Genomic DNA, 15078 nt, shown 5'->3' with positions numbered 1-15078 from the left:
GCTCAATCGTCGGCGTTCACCGGCGATGCCGGCGGATTCGCCTCGACAACTCCGACGCGTGGACACCATGATGGAGCAGCGTGGTGTCGATGAAACGATCGAGCTGGAGATGGTTGGCGTGGGCGTGCGCGGCGTCGATGGGGTGCAGCGCCGACGATCCGATGGTGCGTCCGCGGCTCGAGATCATCATCGATGACCTCGGTGTTCCCCATGTCTTCGCGGCCACCGACGCCGACGCGTTCTACGGCGCGGGCTACCAGATGGCCAGCGACCGGCTGTTCCACATGGAGATGACCCGACGGCGTGCGCTCGGCCGACAGGCCGAGGTGCTGGGCCAGGCCGCCGTCGAGGACGACGAGCTGGCGCGCATCTTCGACTGGCCCGGCTGGGCCGCGAAGCACACCGAGCTGATGCGCACCGACAACCCCGAGACCTACGCGGTGCTGGAGGCGTGGACCCGTGGCGTCAACGCACGCATCGACGAGATCGAGGCCGGCGAGGCCCCGCGTCCGCACGGCCTCGGTCCCGATCTCTACGACTTCGTGCCCGAGCCGTGGACGCCGCATGACGTGATGAGCATCGCGACCATGACCGGCTTCGGCAACGACCTCTCGTTCGATCGCGAGGTCTTCGCCACCATCGCGTACGAGCTCGCGCCGCAGGCGATGGCGGCGATCGAGCTGCTGCGACCGATTCGCAACGTCTTCACCACCGGCGGCGTCGCGGGTATCGCTCGACCGACGTCGCCGTCGCGCGCCCGGACGGTCACGACGCCTGCGATCGACGATCCGCTCGAGCTGGCGCGACGGCTCGAGCGCAGCATGCAAGGCCTTGCGCGCCTGCGACGGCTCCGGGGGCTCGGTAGCAACAACTGGGTCGTTGCCGGCGAACACACCGCCAATGGCCGGCCGATGCTGTGCGGCGACCCCCACCTCGGCTTCGATCCGCCAGGCGTCTTCTATGCCCAGCACATCAACAGCAAGGAGCAGGGCGGCACCATCGACGCGGCCGGCTTCTCGTTCGTCGGCACACCGGGCATCTCGGTCGGTCACACCGAGCGCATCGCGTGGGCACCGACCACTGCGTTCGCCGACGTGATGGACGTCTGGACGGTCGCGCTGCCCGACGACGACCACGTCGCGATCGGCGGCCAGGTGGTGCCGGTCGTCCACCGCGAGGAGGTCATCGTGGTGCGCGGGCCCGGCAAGCCGGTCGGCGAGGGCAGCTCGCGCTCGCTGGCGCTGGTCGACGTGCCCGGCTACGGCGTGTTGCTGCCCACCGATCTGGTGCCCTTGCCGCTGGGAGAGCCCGGCGATCGCCTGCTGATGAACTGGACCGGCTTCCAGGCCAACGCGTTCAAGGGGTTGCTCGACTTCAACGTGGCGGAGTCGATCGACGAGTTCGATCGGGCGGTCGATCGCTGGAACGGCAACTTCAATTTCGTCGCGGTCGATGCCGGCGGCATCACCTACCGCGTCGGCACCAAGGTGCCGGTCCGCGACCTCTCGGGCGGCCGCACGCCGCACCTCGTGCAAGACGGCGACGACGCCGGGTCGCTGTGGACCGCCGCTCGGCTGCCGCCGGCGCAGCTGCCCCACGGACGCGGTGAGGCCCGCGGCTTCATCGCGACCGCCAACAACGACCCATTCGGCTTCGCCGCCGACGGCCGCATCGACAACGACCCGTGGTACTTCGGCGCGTACTTCGACCCGGGCTGGCGTGCCGATCGCATCGAGTCGCAGCTGCAGGCGATGACCGATTCCGGCGGTGTCACGCTCGAGCAGCTGACGACGCTGCAGCGCGATGCCCACAGCGGACTCGCCGACGATCTGCTGCCGCTGCTCTTCGAGGCCCACGGCCGCATCGACAGCGACGCGGCGCTCGCCGAGTTCGCCGCACGCGATGAGCTCGAGACCTTGGTGGCGCTGCTGTCCGGCTGGGACCGCCAGGCTCGGCGGGACTCGGCGGCCGCGCTCGTGATGCACGCCTACACCTACTTCGTCGCGCGGCGCACCCTCGAGGACGACATGCCGCTGTTGTTCCTGCAGGCGCTGGAGCTGCAGCCGTCGTTCATCATGAAGCTCGCGGCCATGGCCCTGCGCGGCGACTACCCCAGCGGCGATGCAGTGCTGCAGGAGGGGCGCGACGTGATCCTCTTGAGCGCCTTGGCCGACGTCGCGGCGCTGCTGCAGGCGCGCTACGGTACCGTCGAACCCGCGGCCTATCGCCTCGCGGACGCCCGCTTCGCCGACCTGGACGGCGCGACCGGAACCGGCATCGATCGCGGGCGCTGGGCCACCGACGGTGCCGAGAGCTCGATCAACGTCGCTGCCGACAGCACGTTCTTCGATGCCAGCGGCGAGGTGCTCGACGAGTGGCGAACGCCGCACGGTCCCATCTTCCGCATCGCGGTGGAGTTCGAGCACGGCGACACCCCGCGGCTGCACTTCTCGACGCCGTTGGGCAACGTCGCGGAGCCCGACAGCCCGCACTGGCAGGACATGATGCCCGCGTGGCTCGACGGCCCCCCACACACGATGCTGTTCGAACGCGCCGAGATCGAGGCCGCGAGCGAGCGCCGCTACACGCTGCTCGACGACGAGTAGCGCGGGCCATCGCTCGGTTGCCGCTGCCGCGGTGCCGGTGCGCCCGTCCAGACGGCGCTCGACATGCTCGCGAGCTGGCGGCCATACTGGTGGCGGCGATGATGCATGCCCCCCCTCGACGCCGCGCTGACGCGACGCGGGCCCACGCCGGCAACCGCTGGGTGACGCCGGGCATCCTCGCGCTGGCGCTGGCGTGCGGTCGCGAACACGGCGGCGACGCCGGGGCCGAGGGCAGTGCGAGCGCGGGCGCGACGATGGTCACGGCCGCTGGCGACTCCGCGGACACTGCGGTCGACTTCATCCTGCAACCCGACGGCGGGCCGGTGCTCGAGTGCGACACCTTCGCGCACGACTGCCCCGCCGGCTCGAAATGCATGCCGTGGGCCGCCGATGGTGGCGACTCGTGGAACGCGACCCACTGCGTCACGGTGCCCGAGGGTGCGGCGGCGCCCGGCGAACCCTGCATGGTCGAAGGCTCGCCGGTCAGTGGCATCGACGACTGCGACGAGACCTCGATGTGCTACTTCGTCGGCACCAGCGACGGCCTCGGCATCTGCGTGCCGTTTTGCGGCGGCACCCTCGAAGACCCGACGTGTGCCGCAGCAACGGTGTGCTCGGCTGCCAATGGCGGCGTGCTGAACATCTGCCGTTCGCTGTGCGATCCGCTGGTCCAGGACTGTCCGCTGACCGCGTCGTGCCTGCCGACCCCGTCGCGCGATCAATTCGTGTGCGTGCTGGATGGCTCCGATGGCGGCGGCAAGGCCGGTGCGGCCTGCGAGTTCGCGAACGCCTGCGCGCCCGGGCTGTTCTGTGCCGCCCCCGCTACGGTGCCAGGATGCGACTCGAGCGTGGGCTGCTGCTCGCACCTGTGTGATCTGACGGCACCGGATGCCGACGAGCAGTGCACCATCGGCGGCGGCCAGGAGTGCGTGCCGTGGTTCGACCCAGGCACCGCTCCGGCCGCATACGCGAACGTCGGCGCCTGCGCCTTGCCGCAGTGAGCCATCCGAAGGACCATGCGGCTACCCACCCGAGGGTCCGAAGCGATGGCGTGGTTCAAACCCAAGCGACGAGACGAGCCCCAGCCGCAGGCAGCGCTGCCGCCCGCGAGCGAAACCCCGACCGACGCGGTCGCGATCGACGTGTCGTTCGACTCCGACGATGCGCTCGCGCGCGCGGTCGCCCACGACCAGGCGGCGCTCGCCGAGCCCGCTGTGCCGGCCGGGCCGAGCGTCAGGAGCTCGACGCCGAGTGGGTCGGCGATCCGCGACGACGGCACACGTCTGTCGGAGGACACGACGATCATCGGGTCGATCGCGACCGCCTCCGACCTCTACATCGCCGGGCGCATCGAAGGCGACGTCGAGTCGGGCGCGGCGATCCACATCGGTCCGGAGGCGGCGGTGGTCGGCGACATCTCGGCGCTGCGCGTCGCCGTCGACGAAGGCGGCGCGATCGAGGGCGCCGTGGTCGCCACCGATGCGGTGATCGGCGGGCTCGTGCGCGGCCGCGTGACCACGAGCGGTCGGCTCGCGATCCGCAGCAGCGGCCGCGTCTTTGGTGACGTCAGCGCAGTCGCCGTGCAGGTCGATGAGGGCGCCACGCTGCAGGGGCGCTGCACGATGACGCGGCGTTAGGCGCCGCGTCGCTCAGCAGGCGGCGTTGCAGCACAACACCGAGCGCATGATGTTCGCGCACGGCAAGGACATCGCGTCGGTGTGACTCGAATCGAGCCCGTCGTAGAAGGTGTCGGCATCGAGGTGATACACCACGCCCTGGGCGGTGAACTCGAGCCACTCGCCATCGGCGAACATGCCGGTGCCGTCGGTCCAGTCGACACAGCGACCGCCGGGGCCAGGCGCCGACGGCACCGCCTCGACATCCTCGATGGTCTCGCGATGGACCCACGCGAAGGTGTTCACGAGGCCGGCGAACTCGTCCGCCGCCTCGGCCGCGCGGACCTCCTGGTACTCGCAAACGTGGTCGGCCCCGAGGCTGGCGCATGCGGCGTTGCCGGCCGCCAGGCCCATCTCGCCCTGGAACCCCCACGGCACCGGCATGCCGTCGAACTTGCCCGCGTAGATCGTCGCCGAGCAGTCGCCGCTCTCGGAGCTGCTCGATGCACCGGAGTCGGCGCAGCCGTCGGTGGCGCAGCCACTACCTCCGCTCGACCCGCTGCCGCTGCTCGATGCACCGCTGCCATCGGTCGCCGCCCCGCAGGTGCACGGACCCACGACGCCGCCGGCCTGGCAGATTGCGGTGCCGAGCGCACCGTCGAGGCACGAGCACGACACCGGCGCGCCCGGGGTGCATGCGGTGCCCTGGGGGCCGTCGTCACCCGCCTGCACCGAGCACGCGGCCGCGCCGAGCAAGCATCCCAGGATCGCGGTCACGCGCTCGAGCATCGAGCGACGAGGATACCACGGTGTGCATGGGCAGCCGCCTTGGGCCCCAAGGCCCGTGGTGCTCACGGCATGCCGTCGGCGTTCCAGCCGCTCAGGATCCCGTGGTCCTGCAGCGCGGTCGAGCGGTAGATCGACACATGCGTCCAGGTGTCGTGGCCCGAGCCGGTGTACGGCACGCCCTCCTGCGACCAGCCGCTGTCGTCGGACCAGTAGCGCACGTCGACGCCATCGTAGGAGCCGATGACCTCGGCGATGCCGACGAGTTGATCGGTGCGGATGCCTTCGATGAGCCACGCCAACCACTCGCGCGAGGCCGGCCAGTCCATGCCGATGTCGATCGCAGCTGCGTGCCACTCGCAGACCGGTACGTTCGCCGCGCCCTCGAGCGAGTAGTCGCTCGCGGGCAGGTTCGCGGCCGGCACGTGGTAGCCGTAGGTGTGGTTGGCGTCGCCGCAGATGCCGAGGAAGCTGCCACCGATCGCCGCGAGGCGGTTCTTCTCCAGCACGAGCGCGGGCGCCTGCGTGCACGCGGGTTCGCACACGACCGTGGCCGGGTCGACGCAGCTACCCGCGACGCAGAGTAGATCGTCGCAGCAGTCCTCACCGTTGGCGGTCGTGCACGGCGCATCGATGTCGCCGCAGCACACGGTGCCGAGGCTGGTGCTGCCGCAACGACCGTCGCAGCACTCGGCATCGGCGCTGCGCGGATCGGTCGGCATCAGGCACACGCCGCCGTCGCCACTGGAGCTGGCGTCTGGCCCATCGTCGCCGGCCGAGCTGCTCTCGCCACCGCCACGGGTCTCGCCCACGCCGCCGCCGTCGCTGCTGCCGCCGGCCGCCGTGGCGCTGGTGGTCGCGCCGGTCGTGATCGCACCGCCGCTGCTGTCGTCGGGCATCCACGCGGCACTGGTGCCGTCACCGTCGTTGGCGCAGCCGAAGGCGGCTGCGAGTGCGAGTGCCGCAACCCTGCGTGATGTCGTCTGCATGTCTTGCCGCTCCACCACGACAGCTTCGGTCCGATCCGCGCGGGCGGGGGACGCTCGCGTCGCGCGCTACACCGCTGCGCGTACGCAAATCACGAAGGCGGTGGCCGATGGTCGTGGCGACACTCGAACGACTGGGGCGCGTGCACGTGGACGCGCCTGCCGAGTCGGTGAGGTGCGACGCATTCTCAAGCGTGCGAGGGCGGTCGTGCCGACGCCTCGTCATGGTCGCGGCCCGCGGCCGTCCGCAGGTACGCCGCGTGCGCTGCGAGCCAACGCGCCTCCTGCTCGTCGGTCACGTCGTCGAGCGCGAGGTTCAGCACCGTCACCGCCGCGGATGCGATGAGACTCGTGAGCAGTGGCTCGGCGTCGGTCGCCAGCGCGCGTCCGACCAACGGGTGCCGCGCGTCGATGCACGCGCGCGCGTCGTGCCAGCGGACCACGCGACGTCCGTCGAGCGCACGCACCTCGATGAGCTCGAGGTGCACGTCGGCGGGGCCGGGATGATCGCCGCTGCGCAGCATCCGGAGCTCCTGCACGACGGCCGCCAGCAGCCGTTGATCGGGGCTCGGCGGGCGCGGCTCGGGGGCGACCGGGGGCGCGTGCACGGCTTCGGTCGCGGTCGCGGCGGTCGGCATCGAGGCGGTCGACGGCGCCACCACCGGTGCGGGCTCGACCGGCACTGGGTTCGGATTCGCCGCTGCCGCCGGGCTCGGCTCGACGTCCTCGACGCTGGCCTCTTCGACGTCCGCGACCGCTGCGTCGCCCTCGCGCCACAGGCCCAGCGACGCGAGCTCCTGCGGGCGTTCCCGTTGCGCGGTGGTCCACGCGATCGCGTGCCCGTTGGCGAGTGGCAGCAAGGGAAGATCACGCAGCTCGCGGAAGAGCCGTCGCGCGACGTGGCTGGGCCAGCTCCGACCCGCGCGGGGGAACTCGCCGAGCCGCAGCAACAGCGCGCGCAGCACCTCGGTCCGGCGATCGTCGATCGACAACGGTGCGCGCCGCAGGTCCTCGACGAGCTCGACATACAACCCCGCCGCTCGACCCTTCACGTACTCGGCACGCGTGCGCGACAGCTCGCAGCCACTCCAGTCGGCGGCGGTCTCGATGCCTTCGCCCTCCAGGGCACCCGCGCACGGAAACAGCGTCGAACCGCGCCAGGTCGACAACGCCTTGCCGCCGCGGCCGAGCACGATGCCCTTTGCCCCGTCGGGCTCGGCGGTCAACCACAGACTCCCGCTCAGGTCGCGGCCGTCGATCGTGGCGATCACGAGCGCGTCGCCGGGTGGACGCGGCAGCGGCGGGCCGCTGCGCTCGAGTCGCTCCAGCTCGAGCCGCGCCAGTACCAGCGGCTGCGAGTCCTCGACGCGACGGAACAGGCCCGCGAGCGCGCGGTACTCCGCGTCATCGCGCGCCATCGGCAGCCAGCTGTCCGCGCGCAGACCAGGCAGTCGCACCAGCGGCAGGACCCCGCCCGGGCGCAAGCGCGTGCGCAGGTCGGCCAGCGTGCGCGGTGTCAGGTCGGCGTCGACGAAGAACGCGACGCTGGCCAGCTCGCGCAGGCCGGCGTTGGCGAGCGCGCGATCGCTGACGTCGCCCTCGGGCAGCAGCTCGGTCATCAGCTGCAGCGCCCACGCCCGCAGCATGGCGGCGTCGCGGCCCGCGGGGTTCCACGCAGCAGCGATGGCGCGCGCGAGCCGGGCACGATGGGCCCGACAGATGGACGTCACGCGCACGCGCTCGATCGACGTCAGCCGCGTGTAGTCGCTCTCCGAACCGAAGTCGCGCGTGTCGATGACGCCGATCCATGGCGTGCCCGGCACGGGCTGTACGGAGGTGACGGGGCGACCCCGCGTGCAGATCGTGACCATCGCACGCTCGACCGTGACGCCGGGCAGCACCGGCGGTAGCCCGAGCTCGCCGCGGAACTCGGGATCCTCGATCACCGCCGACACCAGCGCGATGCCAGGCGGAATCGCGAGGTCTTCGAGTACGGGCGCGCTCTCGAAGGCCCGCCGACGGGCCGCACGCTGCAGCTCCGGCGCGGCGTCGACCAGGCGCGAGCCGAGCAGCGCGCTGAGCGGGGCGAGCATGGACTCGTCCACGATGCCGGCCTCGTCGAAGTCGACCGGGACGTCGGCCGCGTCCGCGCTGGCGACGTAGCGCCAGCGTCGCTCGGCGATCGCGGCTGCCGCGACCTCGGCGAAGGTGAGGCTGCGACCGCGTGTGGTCGAGATCACCGGCAGCTCCATCATGCGCTCGAGGTGGTCGGCGCAGCCGAGCGCGGCCGTGGTGACGCGGTCGGGGGACGCAGGGCGACGCGGCAGTCCGTGCGCCACCGTGGCGGGCAGCGGCGCGACGCCGTTGGCCACCGTGCGCGCGAGCGACTGGTACACGCGCGCTGGATCGTGGTGCTCGACCAGCCTCAGCAGCTCGGCGTAGGTCTGGGCGCGCGCGGTCGGCCCGGGATCGGTGCCGAACGCGACCCAGGCGTCGACGTGCTCGGGACGCGGCATTGCGTGCGATAGCGCGGCCAACACGGCGTGGGCCAGCTGCGGCGCGAGGGCGTCGCCGGCGGCAACCAGGGCCTCGCACACCGCCGTGAGCGCGAGCGCGACGCAGCGGCGCACGGCGTCGCGTCGGCCCGGCTGCACGCCGTCCCAGGTCGGCAGCACCCAGGCGTCCGGGATCTCGACGGCGACGCGCATGTTGCCGATGCGAAACGGAAGGCGATCATGCGTGAGCACGCGACCGTCGACCCGGAGCTCGAGCTCGGTGTCGGCCGCTGCGGCCGCGACGGCTACGATCGCGACCTCGCCGGTGACGGTGTCGTCGCCGAAACGCAGCGGCCCCAGCGTGCAGTTCGTGGGCCACGGCGTGGGCACGGCGGCGGAAGCGAAGAACTCGTCGCGCGCGATCCAGTGCTCGAACTCGCGACCGACGCGCTTCACGGCGTCGTCGCCGAAGAGCGCCTGCAACAGCGCCAGGCCGCGCTCGCTCGCACGCACGACCAACGTCGGTGCGTGCGCGAGCCTGGGGCGCTGGCGGCTGATCACCCGGACCTGACCATCGCGCGCGAAGGACTCGGCGATCGCTCGCAGGTCGACGGCGTTCCCGGCGGCATCCTGGAACAGCGGCAGCGTCGCGAGCGGGTGGGGGGACGTGGCGGACGCGCTCGCGACGTCGAAGCGCCACGGCGCGGCACGATCGTCGAGCAAGGCTTGGAGTTGCGGCGCGCGCATGCCCACCGAAGCGAGCACGCGTCGGAGTCCCGCCGGCGTGTTGGTGGCGTGGGCGTGCTCGAACAGCATCTCGAGGTCGACGACACCGCCGTCCCCGTGTCGCTGCGCGAGCAACCGCGCGATCCGGTGGTACGCCGCCAGCACCACGCGCATGCACGCTGCGAACGCGTCATCGCGAACGACGTCGTCATAGGTCTCGTTCGGGGTCAGCGTGCCGGTCACGACCACGTGATGGGGCGCGTCGGGAAGGTCGATCGAGAGCTGCACCAACATGCAGCCGTCCACGACGATGCGCAGCCACGATCGATCCTGCACGGGGTCGCGGACCTGACCGATCTCACCGGTGAAGCCGCCCTCGTCGAAGCGCTCGAGCAATGCGTAGGCGTCGGGCTCGAGTCGTGGCTCGAGGGGGCGCGCGCGCCAGGCACGGAGGTTGCCCTCGCGGATCGCTGCCCGCCGCAGCAGCGGCCCCAGGTTGACCGCCTGATCACCGAACACCGCCGTGAAGGCTGCGCGATCCGAGTCGCCGAGCTGCGGCACGTGGGCAAAGCTCGACATCGTCGCGCGCTCCGCCGGCGACGGCTGCTCGAAGATGCGGCTGGGCACGAAGCCGAATGGAAGCTGCTGTGCGATCTCGGCGGTGCTGCGCCGGCGACCGTCGAGGCAGGGCCACAGGCGCAGCGCCATGCCGGCTTGCGCGAGCGGAGCCTGGGGATCGCCGCCAGCGGCCAGGTGTTGCCCCAGCCGCAGGCACAGCAGATCCCGCAGCGGCGTCGGCACGGCGTCGGGTGGCGCCGCGGCGAGCTCGCTCGCCATCGCCGACAGTGCACCGTCGCGCGCGGCGGCGATCGCCGCGAGTAGCTCCTGGTAGTGCTCGTCCTGCACGACGTCCGCCATCGACGCGTCCGTGCGCAGGTGCGAGGCATCGAGGGCACCGCGGATGCACGCGAGCTCGGGCGCCTCGAAGCGGTGGGTCGCGAGCCACACGTGATGGCGGACGATCTCGATCTCGCCGGGACCGCCCGTGGCCGCGAGCGCGATGCGGCCGATCGCCCGCCCACCGAGGGTGACGTCGTGCGCCCAGGCGCACTCGGGCGGGAATTGCCACGGCGGCACCGCCACGCCGTTGATGTGCACGCCGATGCCTGCGTGGGCACAGCGCGTGGCGAGCAGGACCTGCTCGCGCACGACGTTGCTGCCGAGCGCGAAGAACCGCAATACCAGGCCCGGGCGAAATCTCTCGCGTACGACCAGCCGAACGCCAGGGGTGATTCCGGTGGCGCGCTCGATCACGTCGTCGCGACCGACACGCTGCTCGAGGCGCACGCCGCTGGCATCCGCGGCGCCGCACTCGAGCACCGCGCTGCGGGGGTTCAGCGCCATCGCGGCGTTGAGCGCCAGCGCCAGCTCGCGCAGCCCGGGCGGAGGTGCGCGCTCGCTGAATAGCAGCGGATACAGCTCGCTCAGCTCCTCGAACGAGAACGGCTGCGCGTCGCTCTCGAGCGTGAGCGAGCTGGTATCGATGCGCGCGTGCACGGTGGTGGCACCACGCACCGCGAGTGCCTGGACCATCAGCAGCACGTAGCGGTGCGGGTCCGCGAGCTGGAACTGTCGCAGCTTCTCGCGCGCGCGCTCGGCATCGAGGGTGAACCCACCCGTCGCGGCGGCGCGACCCTCGGCGCGTAGGCGCTGTGCTATGGCGTCGAGCTCGGCCATCGTCGCTCCATCACGTGTTCGAGCATGCGGGTGTCGACCGCCTCGTCGAGGCTGCGTCCCACTCGCAGCGCCTTGGCGAGGAGGTAGGCAGCGAGCTCGGGCTCGCCCGACGCGAGCGCGAGGAACTCGCGCACCGCTGGGTGGCGGAGGTGGACCACGAGCGCGTGTCGCCTGCTCCACACCCCCGTCGCGAGCGTGTGCAGCTCGTCGAGGCCGACGATGGCGCCGGGCTCCGGCTGGGTGATCGCGACGCGCTCGACGATGGCGGAGTCGGGGTAGTCGAAGTCACCCGGCACGATGCCGGCGAGCTTGGCCCCGGCGGCACGCAGCAGTGCCGCCAGCGCGTCGCGCAGCTGCGGCCACGCGCGCGGGCAGTCTTCCTCCCGCAGCAGCTGCGGCCGACACCAGCGGGTCTCGATCTCGTGGTGGTCTGCCCGCGGTACCAATGCCTCGGCGAGCTGCTCGAGCACCGTCTCGCGCGAGCCGTGCAGCACCACGAAGCCGGCCTGCTCGAGCGCGTCGGTCAGCGTGCTGCGCTGCCGCGCATAGCCGATGCCGCGGTCCTTCGCGCGGCGACGCAGCTCGGAGATCGACAACCCGACCCCTGACGGCGTGTGCACCACGGCATGGCCGGCGGCGATCGCCGGCGCGAGCGTGTCGGCAGCCACGTGCCACAGCGCGACGCGCTGCAACGCCGCGCGCCGGCTCGGCTCGGCCTCACGCGCCAGCGCTGCGAACACGGCGGCGGCGAGCTCCGTGCGCGCGCCGGCCAGCACCCGCGCGAGCGCGCGGTGGAAGCCCTCGTCCTCGATCACCGCATCGCGGGTGAGCGTGTGCTCGAGCTGCGGCGACGACACCTTGAACGCCAGCCCATCGAGCGCGGCGGTGGCACCGCGGGCGACGGTGGTCTCGAACAGCGTGAGGCCCGAGTTGTAGAATGCGTGGAAGCTCGAGAGGTCGGCGTGGTGTCCGACGACGATCTTCGCGAACGGGTCGTCGAGCTCGATGCTCACCACCGCGTGCGGCAGCGCGAACGGCTCCCGCACCGAAGCGCCCGCAAAGCGCACGTCGGCGGCAACGTGACGGCACCAGTGTCGGAGCGCCGCCTCGCAACCGCGGGCGATCTCGGCGTGGCGCCGGGCGTCACCGGGCAGCAGCAGCGTGATCTTGGTGCCGTCGACCGGTTGGTCGAGCGCGATGAGCTCGTAGGTGCGATCGCGCCGGAACAGAACTCGCCAGCTCTCGCCCTCGCGCGCGGTGTCGATGCACACGAACTCGGGGTCGAGTGCGAACACCGACACGAAGCCGATGCCGAACTTGCCGATCTTGGTGTGATCGCCCTCCTTCGAGGACGAGAACAGCCGCGTGAGGCGCTTCTCGATGATCTCGCGCGTCATGCCGTCGCCGAAGTCGTCCACGTGGATCGACACGACGCCGGTACCGTGCTCGCCGGCCTGCCAGCGCACGTCGACATCGATCTCGTCGCTGCCGGCGTCGATCGCGTTCTGGACCAGCTCGCGCACGAACGCGAAGCGATCGGTGAATTGGTGCACCAGCTCGTCGAGCGCGGCGTGCACGGTCGGGGTCGCGGTGCTGGCCACGGTCGCGCACGAGCTTAACACCCGCGTCGTACAGAGGATCGCCGGCGGCGCCGGGGCCTGCGAGCCCACGGCCACGACGTGCCCCGAGCCGCCAAGCCCCCGGAATCGCGCGGTGCAGCGGTCGATGAAATGCCGTCCCGCACGACCTGGTACGGTCGGCCATGTCGAAATCCAGCAACAAGTGGGTGGCCGTCGGGCTGCTCGGGGTCGCCGGCGTCGGGGCGTGGATGCTCGGCCAGCGGATGTTCGGGGGCGACGATGCGGTGGCCGAGTCTGCCAAGCACGCCGTGAACCAGGTGTGGATCGAGCGCTTGCCGACCGATCAGCGCGACATGGTCCATCACCTCGTGCTCGTGCGACACGCCCGCGGCCGCATCGGCGCGGTCGGCCGGTCCTCGCAGTGGCGTCACTTCGTCGAGCTGTTCCAGTGGGGGCTCGAGGGTGAGAAGCTGAGCGTGTTCCTGCCGCAGGAGCAGCAGAAGGCCAGCCTCCGCGTGCGCACGTGGGAGTGCGCCGACGAGGCGCCCGAGCCGTTCGAGCTGTGTCTCGAGCTCGGCTCTGGCAAGCGCACGCAGACGCTCTACAGCCGCAAGGACTGGATCATCGAGCCGAACGACGTGGACGGCTCGATCGCCGAGCTCACCGCGGAGCAGCCCGAGCTCGCGGCGGTGCTCGCGGGTCTCGAGCCTTCGGACGCGGCCGAGCCCGATGCCGACGCGGTCGAGCACGCCGAGCAGATCGATCTGCTCAATCGCTAGCACCGGCGGTTGGCGGGCGCGCGGAGCTGCGTGCGACGGGGCAGGGGGCGCCTATCGGCCAGCGGTGGCGGGGCGTCTCTGCCGCGGTCGAGGGTGTGCTTGCACCCATCGGCACCCGCGGCGCAGGCTACGGGCACCCGCGGAGGGCCGAGGTCACGATGGAGATATTGTTCGCGCTGTTGTTCATGGCTGGCGTGGTGATGCTCACCGGGGTGCGCGTGCTGCGGGAGTACGAGCGCGCGGTGGTGTTCCGACTGGGTCGGGCGCGCAAGCAGCTGTCGGGTCCGGGCATGGTGCTGATGCTGCCGCTCGGCATCGATCGCGCGCGCACCGTCGACACCCGCACCAAGGTGGTCCAGATCCCGCCGCAGGAGGTCATCACGCAGGACAACATCTCGGTGATGGTCGACGCGGTCGTGTACATCACCGTCGAGTCGCCGATGCACGCGGTGCTCGAGGTCGAGCAGTACATGCCGGCGACGCTGCAGTTGGCGGCGACGACCATGCGCGCGGTGATCGGCCGCATGGACCTCGACGAGATCCTCGCCCATCGCGATCGCGTCAACGACGAAGTCCGCACGATCCTCGACACCCGCACCGAGCAGTGGGGTGTCGAGATCTCGGCGGTCGAGCTCAAGGACATCGTGCTGCCGCAGGAGATGAAGCGCGCGTTGGCGCGGCAGGCCGAGGCGGAGCGCGAGCGTCGGGCGAAGATCATCGCTGCCGAGGGTGAGCTACAGGCGGCGGCCAAGCTCTCGGAGGCCGCCGACGTCATGTCGCGCAACCCCGCGGCAATGCAGCTGCGGCTCTACCAGACCATGGTGGAGATCTCGGGCGAGCCGGCGTCGAAGATCGTGCTGCCGATCCCGATCGAGATCATGAGCGGCATGGGTTCTCGCGGCGCGAACGTCGAGCAGATCACCGCGGTGGTGAAGCAGGTGCTGGGCAGCGCGACGGCGGTCGCCGCTGCGCCGACCGCCCCGGCGATCGCCGCCGCCAAGGGCAGCGACGCCGGCGTGCCTGCGCCGGTGCGCGTGCGCCAGGGCGAGCCACCGTCACCCGCCGCGCATCGCCCGGTGGGCGACGACGGCTAGTACCGCACCTTGATACGCCCGGTATTCCGGCGGCACGGCGCCTTGCGGAGTCGCGGCCATGACGGCGTTCTGACCCATCACAATCCCTGTGTCGAGGTACTAGCAGCGCCCACCGTGCTACCGTCGTCGTGACGATGACGCGGTCGTACCTGGCACTTTCGATGGCTCTGGCGACCCTCTCGGGGGGCTGCGGTGAGCCCAAGCCGCTGGCGCCGGAGCTGGTCGGTCACCGCACCCTGCAGCCCATCGCCGAGACCGGCACGCTCGTGGTGCAGCGCACCGAGTACGTGCCGCTGTACTCGAGCCTCTACATCTCGGACCACACGCAGCCGATCGACATCAGTGCGACCTTGAGCCTGCGCAACGTCAGCCAGCGGGTGCCGGTGGTGGTGACCGCGGTCGACTACTACGACAGCGATGGTCAGCTGATTCGGCACTTCCTCGAGCAGCCAGCCGAGCTCGGCCCGCTCGAGACCGCGGAGTACTTCGTCGCGCGGGCCGATCGCACCGGCGGCAGCGGGGCCAACTTCCTGGTCCGCTGGGGCCTTCGAGAGCCCGGCCCGGACTTGTTGGTGCAGGCGTTGATGCACGGCCGCGACGGCAACGCGGGCGTCTCGTTCCTCACCGAGGGGCGCGTCATCGACGACGCGCCCCCCGCAGCGAAGCCCTAGCG

10 protein-coding genes are annotated in these 15078 nt (G+C 71.5%); 6 read left to right on the top strand and 4 right to left on the bottom strand.

All coding sequences use genetic code 11. From position 1 onward, the window contains the following. The first annotated feature begins 89 nt into the window (after positions 1 to 89). From IPH07_20655 to IPH07_20645, 3 genes are all read left to right on the top strand, one after another. Entirely contained in the window at positions 90 to 2606 is a 2517-nt protein-coding gene (locus IPH07_20655; protein ID MBK6919819.1) for a penicillin acylase family protein, read from the top strand. 98 nt (positions 2607 to 2704) lie between these two features. Beyond that, complete coding sequence (locus IPH07_20650; protein MBK6919818.1) at positions 2705 to 3607, top strand: hypothetical protein; 903 nt, start codon at positions 2705 to 2707, stop codon at positions 3605 to 3607. 45 nt (positions 3608 to 3652) lie between these two features. After that, positions 3653 to 4243, top strand: coding sequence for a polymer-forming cytoskeletal protein (locus tag IPH07_20645; protein MBK6919817.1), 591 nt, complete (start codon positions 3653 to 3655; stop codon positions 4241 to 4243). 12 nt (positions 4244 to 4255) lie between these two features. Here IPH07_20645 and IPH07_20640 read toward each other — a convergent pair whose 3' ends face one another. From IPH07_20640 to IPH07_20625, 4 genes are all read right to left on the bottom strand, one after another. After that, positions 4256 to 5011: a hypothetical protein gene (locus IPH07_20640; protein MBK6919816.1), complete on the bottom strand. Its 756-nt coding sequence runs from the start codon at positions 5009 to 5011 to the stop codon at positions 4256 to 4258. Between the two features lie 62 nt (positions 5012 to 5073). Continuing rightward, on the bottom strand, positions 5074 to 5997 hold the full coding sequence (locus tag IPH07_20635) for a hypothetical protein (protein ID MBK6919815.1): 924 nt from the start codon (positions 5995 to 5997) through the stop codon (positions 5074 to 5076). Positions 5998 to 6182: 185 nt separating this feature from the next. Next, on the bottom strand, positions 6183 to 10952 hold the full coding sequence (locus tag IPH07_20630; GenBank protein ID MBK6919814.1) for a hypothetical protein: 4770 nt from the start codon (positions 10950 to 10952) through the stop codon (positions 6183 to 6185). Beyond that, positions 10931 to 12622: an ATP-binding protein gene (locus IPH07_20625; protein MBK6919813.1), complete on the bottom strand. Its 1692-nt coding sequence runs from the start codon at positions 12620 to 12622 to the stop codon at positions 10931 to 10933. Before IPH07_20625 ends, IPH07_20630 begins: the two co-directional genes overlap by 22 nt. Positions 12623 to 12714: 92 nt before the next feature. On the opposite strand from IPH07_20625, the gene IPH07_20620 reads away from it, so the two are divergent. The 3 genes from IPH07_20620 to IPH07_20610 all read left to right on the top strand — a co-directional run bounded on the left by IPH07_20620 (position 12715) and on the right by IPH07_20610 (position 15076). Further along, positions 12715 to 13311, top strand: coding sequence for a hypothetical protein (locus IPH07_20620; GenBank protein MBK6919812.1), 597 nt, complete (start codon positions 12715 to 12717; stop codon positions 13309 to 13311). Positions 13312 to 13469: 158 nt separating this feature from the next. Further along, complete coding sequence (locus IPH07_20615) at positions 13470 to 14405, top strand: slipin family protein (protein MBK6919811.1); 936 nt, start codon at positions 13470 to 13472, stop codon at positions 14403 to 14405. Positions 14406 to 14566: 161 nt separating this feature from the next. Then, complete coding sequence (locus IPH07_20610) at positions 14567 to 15076, top strand: DUF3124 domain-containing protein (GenBank protein ID MBK6919810.1); 510 nt, start codon at positions 14567 to 14569, stop codon at positions 15074 to 15076. The last annotated feature ends 2 nt before the right edge of the window (positions 15077 to 15078 follow it).

The sequence above is a fragment of the Deltaproteobacteria bacterium genome, assembly GCA_016709225.1.
GTDB lineage: Bacteria > Myxococcota_A > Polyangia > Nannocystales > Nannocystaceae > Xiheibacterium > Xiheibacterium phototrophicum.
Note: the sequence above shows the minus strand (reverse complement) of the source record. Positions and strands in the feature narration are given on the sequence as shown.

Coding starts and splice junctions, on each gene's coding strand:
- IPH07_20655 (MBK6919819.1), top strand. CDS start 90: ATGAAACGATCGAGCTGGAGATGGTTGGCGTGGGCGTGCGCGGCGTCG.
- IPH07_20650 (MBK6919818.1), top strand. CDS start 2,705: ATGATGCATGCCCCCCCTCGACGCCGCGCTGACGCGACGCGGGCCCAC.
- IPH07_20645 (MBK6919817.1), top strand. CDS start 3,653: ATGGCGTGGTTCAAACCCAAGCGACGAGACGAGCCCCAGCCGCAGGCA.
- IPH07_20640 (MBK6919816.1), bottom strand. CDS start 5,011: ATGCTCGAGCGCGTGACCGCGATCCTGGGATGCTTGCTCGGCGCGGCC.
- IPH07_20635 (MBK6919815.1), bottom strand. CDS start 5,997: ATGCAGACGACATCACGCAGGGTTGCGGCACTCGCACTCGCAGCCGCC.
- IPH07_20630 (MBK6919814.1), bottom strand. CDS start 10,952: ATGGCCGAGCTCGACGCCATAGCACAGCGCCTACGCGCCGAGGGTCGC.
- IPH07_20620 (MBK6919812.1), top strand. CDS start 12,715: ATGTCGAAATCCAGCAACAAGTGGGTGGCCGTCGGGCTGCTCGGGGTC.
- IPH07_20615 (MBK6919811.1), top strand. CDS start 13,470: ATGGAGATATTGTTCGCGCTGTTGTTCATGGCTGGCGTGGTGATGCTC.
- IPH07_20610 (MBK6919810.1), top strand. CDS start 14,567: ATGGCTCTGGCGACCCTCTCGGGGGGCTGCGGTGAGCCCAAGCCGCTG.